The organism is Natrarchaeobius oligotrophus (genome assembly GCF_003841465.1).
In the GTDB taxonomy this organism is placed as follows: domain Archaea; phylum Halobacteriota; class Halobacteria; order Halobacteriales; family Natrialbaceae; genus Natrarchaeobius; species Natrarchaeobius oligotrophus.
The window spans coordinates 1-7,570 of the sequence record NZ_REFZ01000040.1 but is presented as its reverse complement, the minus strand read 5'-3'; the positions used below and the strand labels follow the sequence as shown (position 1 = coordinate 7,570).

Annotated in this window: 6 protein-coding genes and 2 pseudogenes; 4 read left to right on the top strand and 4 right to left on the bottom strand. The window is 59.0% G+C overall.

Annotated elements, in window-relative coordinates; all coding sequences use genetic code 11:
• The first annotated feature begins 227 nt into the window (after positions 1-227).
• Both EA472_RS21485 and EA472_RS21480 read left to right on the top strand, forming a co-directional pair.
• A complete protein-coding gene (locus tag EA472_RS21485; RefSeq protein ID WP_124193512.1) occupies positions 228-641 on the top strand; it encodes a hypothetical protein in 414 nt (137 codons plus the stop codon).
• Positions 642-859: 218 nt separating this feature from the next.
• Positions 860-1,507 (top strand): DUF6517 family protein, encoded by a 648-nt coding sequence (locus EA472_RS21480; RefSeq protein ID WP_124193511.1) that lies wholly within the window; start codon positions 860-862, stop codon positions 1,505-1,507.
• A 339-nt stretch (positions 1,508-1,846) separates the two neighbouring features.
• On the opposite strand, the gene EA472_RS21475 is transcribed toward EA472_RS21480, so the two are convergent.
• Together EA472_RS21475 and EA472_RS21470 are read right to left on the bottom strand one after the other, a co-directional pair.
• Positions 1,847-2,710: a 2-oxoacid:ferredoxin oxidoreductase subunit beta gene (locus tag EA472_RS21475; protein ID WP_124193510.1), complete on the bottom strand. Its 864-nt coding sequence runs from the start codon at positions 2,708-2,710 to the stop codon at positions 1,847-1,849.
• Entirely contained in the window at positions 2,707-4,464 is a 1,758-nt protein-coding gene (locus tag EA472_RS21470; protein ID WP_124193509.1) for a 2-oxoacid:acceptor oxidoreductase subunit alpha, read from the bottom strand. Before EA472_RS21470 ends, EA472_RS21475 begins: the two co-directional genes overlap by 4 nt.
• 340 nt (positions 4,465-4,804) lie before the next feature.
• On the opposite strand from EA472_RS21470, the gene EA472_RS21465 reads away from it, so the two are divergent.
• Complete coding sequence (locus EA472_RS21465; protein ID WP_124193508.1) at positions 4,805-5,443, top strand: FAD-dependent oxidoreductase; 639 nt, start codon at positions 4,805-4,807, stop codon at positions 5,441-5,443.
• 81 nt (positions 5,444-5,524) lie between these two features.
• Here EA472_RS21465 and EA472_RS21460 read toward each other — a convergent pair.
• Positions 5,525-6,368 (bottom strand): annotated as a pseudogene (locus tag EA472_RS21460) (hypothetical protein).
• Between the two features lie 232 nt (positions 6,369-6,600).
• A complete protein-coding gene (locus tag EA472_RS21455; RefSeq protein ID WP_124193507.1) occupies positions 6,601-7,314 on the bottom strand; it encodes a hypothetical protein in 714 nt (237 codons plus the stop codon).
• Between the two features lie 183 nt (positions 7,315-7,497).
• Here EA472_RS21455 and EA472_RS21450 point away from each other — a divergent pair.
• Positions 7,498-7,570, top strand: a pseudogene (locus EA472_RS21450) (IS6 family transposase); the annotation flags it as partial.

Genomic DNA, 7,570 nt, shown 5'->3' with positions numbered 1-7,570 from the left:
CATCAGTTTCCGTGCGCAGTTGCTGGCGCAACTGCTCCTCATCAACATCATCCAACTTTCCGCCCCACGTCGTCATGAGACTCTCTACGCGTCCAGAAGATATGAACTAGCCTGCTGATCCCTATGAAGTATATATCACAAAAGAAGCGTTACTACCCCTTGTTGTTCGTCTTTTGGACCGGCTCGGCGAAGACGCTGTTTCCTATTGGACCGACCACACGGTAGAAATGATGCTCGCTGTATTTCAAGAGCTACAATACGAACCAAGTGCGGATATTTACTTGGATATTCTTGATCATCAATCCGAACTGTTCGGAGTGATTACTGGCCTTGCTGCTGTCCTTGCTGGAGAAGACAGTACAAGGGTGAAGAAGGCAGAACAGCTCGGCAAGCACTACTATAAATACGAGCAGATGTTATTGGATAAAGAACAATATGAGACCGCTGAACATGAGCCGTGGAATGCATGGCATCTCATGAGCACAGAAACCGTGATAAAATATCTTCGGGCTTACCAATCGAACATTCGTACACTCTGTGACGAATTACCCACTAAGCAGGCACGGTTGGTTTGTTCACTTGTCGCGCTCGATATCGAAGCATGGATTACCCGATGTGAAGACTGGCAAGCAGATCAGTAGATATTCGGCAGTTATATCCAGGTCACAAAATCGAAAGATTGGTACTTTCGTGATCGTCAATAGGTATTCAGTTCACAACCGCATCGGCCGATGACATACCGATTCGAATCGTTTTCTTGAGTGTTTTTGAGACGCGCCATTCAGCGGATATGATCGTTCTCTCCTGCGGAATTACACGATCCACAACTAATATACGATCTCCCTCAAACTATGAGGTGATGACCACTTCTCGACGATCCGTACTCGTCGCCGGAGCGGCCGGCACGCTCGCGCTGACTGCAGGCTGCCTCGAGTTCGTCACCGGCGACGGTCCGCTCGAATTCGAGGCCCACCGCGTCGCGCCCAGTGCGTCGGCGCTCGAGGAGACGGGCTACGAGGAAGACGAATCGAACCAGGAGGTGATCGAGGAGACGATCGACGTGGGCGTCGAACGCGAGATTCGGGCGTCGCTGTGGATGTCGACGTACACCAAATCCCGGACGATCGAGGGGATCGAGCGCGAGGCGAACACGTTCGTCGCCGTCTCGATTCCGGGCATGGAAGTGCTGGGGCGATCGTTCAACCCGCTCGAGGACATGAGCAACGAGGAACTGCTCGAGGAGTTTTTGGGCGAGGCCGACGGCGACGTCGAGGACGTCGAACACGAGGAGTCGTTCGCGCTCGAGATACTGGGAAGCGAGCGAGACGTCGATCGCTTCTCCGGAGAAACGCAGGAGGCCGGCGAGACGATCGAGGTCTCGCTCGCGCTGACCTCGTTGCTCCACGACGACGATCTGATCGTGTTGCTTGGCACCCACCCCGAGGTACTGGCCGAAGAGTCGGCGAACGTCGAGGTGCTGATGGAGTCAGTCGAACACCCGGCCTGACGGCCGGATCTCGACTCCGAATCCGCCGGGTATCAGCGCTCCCGTCGCGGCTCGTGCGTTTTTCGGCGTTACCGTTGCGGCTGGACGTCGGCTCCCGTCGCGGCTCGAGCGGTGCCGAGGACGGCCGCGAGACTCGAGCGCGTCGTCCGACCGGTGTGCGACGTCGGCGTCGGTCGGGTCGACGAACCGGTCCGATACGGCGTCCGTCTCGAGTCGAGCGAATCCGTCCCGAGGCGAGCGAACGACGGAGGTCGAGCCGGTCGAAACGGATCGCTCTCGAGGCGCTCGAGTCGACGATGGAGAAACCGCGAATCGCTCGAAAAGCGCGAACGGAACCCGTCAGTAGAACTCGCGGACGAGATCCATCGCGTCCTCGGGTGCGCCGTCCGGGATCTCGGACATGTCCTCGGTGACGCCGTGTTGTTCGTGGTACGGGACGGAGTTTTCGTCCTGGTACATCACGCCCTGGTACTCCTTTTCGCCGTCGAGGATGACTTGCTTTGCGGCCTCGTAGTCGTTCGGATCGTGTCCCTCCTCGTCGAGGTCGACGAGCGTGTCGCGGAAGTAGTCGTAGGTGTCGACGTCGTTGAAGGTGACGCAGGGACTGAAGACGTTGACGAAGCCGAACCCGTCGTGTTCGATCGCCGCCTCGACGATCTCCTGGTGGCGAAGCGCGTCGGAGGCGAAGGACTGAGCGATGAACGTGGCACCGGAGGCGAGCGCGAGCGCGAGCGGGTTGACCGGCGGCTGTTTCGGCCCTTCGGGCGTCGTCGAGGTCTCGAAGTCCGACCGCGAGGTCGGCGAGGCCTGGCCCTTCGTCAGCCCGTAGATGCGGTTGTCCATAACGACGTAGGACATGTCGACGTTCCGGCGGACGGCGTGGACGAAGTGGCCGGCACCGATCGAGTAGCCGTCGCCGTCGCCGCCGGCGACCATCACTTCGACGTCGGGTCGGGACATCTTGACACCCTGTCCGACCGGCAGCGCGCGGCCGTGGACGCCGTGGAGCGCGTAGCTGTGCATATAGGTCCCGATCTTACCGGAACAGCCGATCCCGGCGACGACGAACGTGTTGTCGGGATCGTTGCCTGTTTCGGCGAGGGCTTTCATCATACCGTTCATCGTCCCGAAGTCGCCGCATCCGGGACACCAGGTCGGCTGTTTGTCTGATTTGAAGTCGGTGAATCGAACATCGGAGCTCATTGTGCTGACACCTCCTCGGTGAGTTTTTCGGTGATCTCTGCCGCGAGTTCGTCCGCCTTGAAGCGGACGCCGGTGTACTTGTTGATGCGTTTGACGCGGGTAAGTGCGTCGTGTTCGATCACGTCCGCGAACTGGCCGGTGGCGTTACACTCGACGACGATCGTCTCCTCGGACGCCTCGATCTCCTCGGTCAGGTCCGGTCGGGGGAAGATGTACGGCACCGAGATGACCCGAACGTCGATCCCGTCCTCCTCGAGGTAGTCGAGCGCTTCGACGAGCGCGCCCTCGTTGGACCCCCAGGAGACGACGAGGTTGTCCGCGTCGGCGTTACCGAACTCGCGGTAGTCCCACTCCTCGCGTTCTTTCGCCGTCTCGACCTTGCGGTTTCGCTTGTCGACCTGCTGGACGCGTTCGTCCTGATCTTCCGTTCGCCGACCGAGCTCGTCGTGCTCGAGGCCGGTGGACATGTGTGCGCCGTCGATCGTTCCCGGGATCGCGCGCGGGCTGACGCCGTCGTCGGTGATGGCGTGTGCGCGGAACCGGCCCTGCGAGTCGAGCCACTCGTCGACCTCGTCGTCGTCGACGAGTTTGCCGCGGTCGATCTCGACGTCGTCCATGTCGAATGCCTCCGGCGGGAACGTCTGTTCGGTCACCGCCAGCGCGAGGTCCGCGACGAGGTAGACCGGCGTCTGGTACTTCTCGGCGTAGTTAAACGCCTCGACGGTCTTCCAGAAACACTCGGAGATCGTCGTCGGCGCGACGACGAACCGGGGAATTTCGCCGTGACCGCCGTACAGCGTCATGTTCAGGTCGCCCTGTTCTTGCTTCGTCGGCATTCCGGTGGAGGGACCCGAACGCATCACGTCGACGATCACCAGCGGCGTCTCGCTGGTCGCGACGAGTCCGAACGTCTCGGCCATGAGGTCGATCCCCGGCCCGGACGTCGCGGTCATCGAGCGCGCGCCGGCGCGGGCCGCGCCGAGTGCCATGTTGATCGCGGAGAGTTCGTCTTCGGCCTGTACGACGTGTCCGCCGTACTCCTCGATGCGGCCGGTCAGGTACTCCATCACGTTCGTCGCGGGCGTGATCGGGTAACCGGCGTAGAACCGACAGCCTGCAGCGAGCGCACCCATCCCGATCGCCTCGTCGCCGTTGAGCAACACGTAATCCGCGTCGGTCGTCTCGAGGTCGTACTCGAGGTGCGAGAGGTCGTAGTTCTCCTGGACGTACTCCTGGCCCAGTCGAGCCGCCGCCTTGTTGTTCTCGACGATCTTCGAGCCCTTGCCGCCGAAGCGCTTCTCGAGGGATTCGTCGAGGTAGGCGACGTCGAAGCCGGTGATTTCGCAGGCAGCACCGAGAGCGACGACGTTGCGCATGATCGCGCCGCCAGCCTCCTCGGCGAGCGACTTGAGCGGCACGTCGACCGCGGTCATCTCCTCGGGGATGTTCGCCTCCCACGAGCGTTCGCCGTCGTAGATGATCGCGCTGCCCTCGTGGAGTTCGTCGAGGTTCTCGTCGATCGTGCGCTGGGTCAACGCGACGAGAATGTCCAGTCGATCGACGACGCTCTGTACCTCGTCGACGGAGGTTCGAATCTTGTACGCGGTGTAGCCGCCGCGGATTCGAGAGGCAAAGTCTTTCGACGTGAACACGTGCCGTCCGGCTCGGGAAAGGGCCTGAGCGAAAATCTTTCCGGTGGAGTCGATACCGTCTCCGGCCTCGCCTCCGATCGCCCAGTTGAGATCCTCAGCCATGTTATGCCGAACCTTGCCCCCAGTAAATGAAAAGGCTTCTGAAACCCCTACAGCGGCGGATCTTAATTTCTGATAGGTTCCGCCGAGATATCAGTTACTATTTACCATTATGGACTATCTCGGACACGTTTCTGGAACCGGACCGGAGATCTGTGTCGTCGGGTTAGCCCGAGTACACCGCGTTAGTAACAGACGTCTATTCCTCGAGGAGAACCGGGAAACGAGTCGAGTTACGGCGGGATGGTAGTGCCAACTGGATGAAAACGTCGCGACGAACGACCGCGCGAGGCCGCGGGCGGGAACGAAACCGCTTTTCGACTCGCCGGCGAATTCGTTCGACATGGAGGGCACCCCAGTCACCGTCGAATCGGTCCGCGACGTCGGTCCGGACACCGTCGCAATCGAACTCGAGACGCCCGAGTCGTTCTCGGCCTCGCCAGGACAGTTCGTCTTGCTTCGCGCCGCACCCGAAGACGAGGAGGTCAGTCGTCACTACACGCTCTCGTCGCCGTCGGTGACCGACACGTTCGAGATCACGGTCGGCGTCGATCCCGACGGCGACCTCTCTCCCTGGCTCGCGGACCTCGACGGCGGGGAGACGGTCCACGTCGATGGACCGTTCGGAACGATCACGTACGAACGCGACGCGGACGTCGTCGCGATCGCGGGCGGACCCGGCGTCGGGCCCGCGGTGTCGATCGCGGAGGCGGCCCGCGAGGCCGGCCACGACGCGGTCGTCGTCTATCAGGACGATCGTCCCGCTCACGTCGAGCGCCTCGAGGCGCTCGCGGCCGACGGTGCCGAGGTGACCGTCCTCGACGCCGCGTCCGACGAGGAACTCGCGGCGGCGATCGGAACGCACGTCGACGACGGTCGGATCTACGCGTTCGGGTTCGACGAGTTCGTCACGCTCGTCGCGGAGGCGATCGAGGATGCGGGCGGAGATCCCGACGACGCGTTGATCGAGAACTTCGGTTAACAGTTGTTGGAAATGTGATCTACTTTATTCAGTCTGACCGACCTGGACACTGCGGAATCCTTGCCGGTCATTGTTCGTTTGTCAGTGCACCGACTTCGGCTTTTCTATCTGTTTCTTGACGTTGGTTTCATCCGGATTGACTGGCTTCACTTGAAGCTCTCCGAAGCCGTACTTCGGGTGAATCCCGATGCGGGTGAGTCCGGACATCGCGGTCTCCACCGGACGGTCGCCATCGTAGCCGACGACCACGCCGTGATCGACAGTCTCCAACTCGTATACGTCGCCGACCTCGATGACCTTCTCCAGGCGGTGGCGCAGCTGCGCTTCATCGTCTACGCTCCACCACCACGGCACGTCCACGTTGTCCGCCTTCGGGTACTCCGACCGGAGAACGAACGGCGTCACGAGGTCGAGGATGAACGCCTCGCCGTCTTCGAGACGCGAGTAGTCCAGGCCCTCCAGGTCAACGACCTGCGTGTCTTTCAGTGTGGTCGTCCCGTAGCCGTAGTTCCGTTTGCCTCCGAACTGGAGGCCATCGAGCACGACCTCGTCGAGGGGCAGAACGTCCGGGTCACCGGCGTGCAAGTAGGCGTTCACGTACCAGCGCGTGGTCTGCTGCTGTTTCCGAGCGTCGTCGGCCTGGCCGGCCAATGATCGTCTCGTGAGCCAGCGCCGGCATCCCGCTCTGGAACCGGATATCGTGGACGTTCAGCCCGTCGCGGGATCGGGTATCGAGCAGCCAGGGATGATCGGAATGCCGGAAGAGGAACAGGTCGTCGTAGCTCTCCACGTGGGGGAGCGACGACCCCATGTACGGGCGAATCCCGCTCTGCGAGTGTTCCTCGGAGAACGTCCCGAACTGGCCGGGCACGAACATCCCGTGGCTAGCGTTGATGTGCTGGTGGAGGTCGTGTTCCAGTTGCATCCCGAGTCCGTGGTAGATGTTGCTGTTTGCTGGACACAACTCAGCAAGCGGACTTCTCAATTAACGGCTTTGTGAAGTACTGAGACTGGCAGCGCGGGCACTTGAGGCGAGCGAAGCACTTCAACTGGGAACATAGTCGTGTACTATTGACACATCACCCTTGCCCGCTACGCTTTCACAGCGCCAACTCTATTCAACCAATAGCCTGCTTCTGAAGAGCGATACACTGATTTTAATCTACTATCACCTCAAAGTCTGCCCATAGGTCACCAATGTGGCTGTCTTCCCTAGAGTATAGTATTTCTCTCCCTCTAGAATCAGTTCGATAGAAAACCCACTCATGCAAAACATTTGCAGTAATTCTCTCTTCTTGAGCTTTCTCTTGGACGTCTACGTCAAAATGAATACCGATAGCATCCTCGTATGAATCCGGAAACGAACTGCCACCCCCACTCAATGATCCGAAGCTTTGATCGCACTCAAGATAGTGATATGGTACCGGATCCACATTAACATCACTTGCATCAACTGATTTTGCGACAGAAACTGACCCAGCAACTGGACCAAAAGGGGCGCCCAAACCAACGCCAAATGAAACCAGTTCTTCCTGATCTTGTGGATACCAGTTATTGAATGTGATGTTACTCTGTTCGTTGGGGCCGTCAGCAGCTTCTAGTCGCAAATTTGCGTTTGTATACTGGGTTGAATGTGCACAATTGTCACCACATGATTCAGGATCAGGAGGATCGGTGAAATATGAGAAAAATGACCATCTGTTTTTAGATCCAGTAGGTATTTCATCATAATCATGGGTCGTATTATCGTCATCAGCGACAATATACGAGGCGTATGAGTATCGATCTGTTAATCTATCATCAGACCGATTCGTTTCAACCCAGTCTAACGGCTCAAACTCACCATCAATCTGTTCCCAGTTATCAGTCATTTTACACCACCTCCGAGTTCAGTTCTGTCAAGAACTCTTCCGCATCTCTAAGGTTTCGCTTTTTGTGATGAACTAAGACAAGCCCTTGGCGGTCGAGAGATGTTGGTTCACGGATGAAACCAGAAAACCGGCACTGTCTAGATGAGGGTTTGAGGAATGAGCAGGTGGTGGCGAGAAGTGCCTATGCAACTCGCCAACCTGCTCAGAGAGACCTTAGACGTGGATTGTGATGAGGTTTGGGAGAACGAGCGCACCC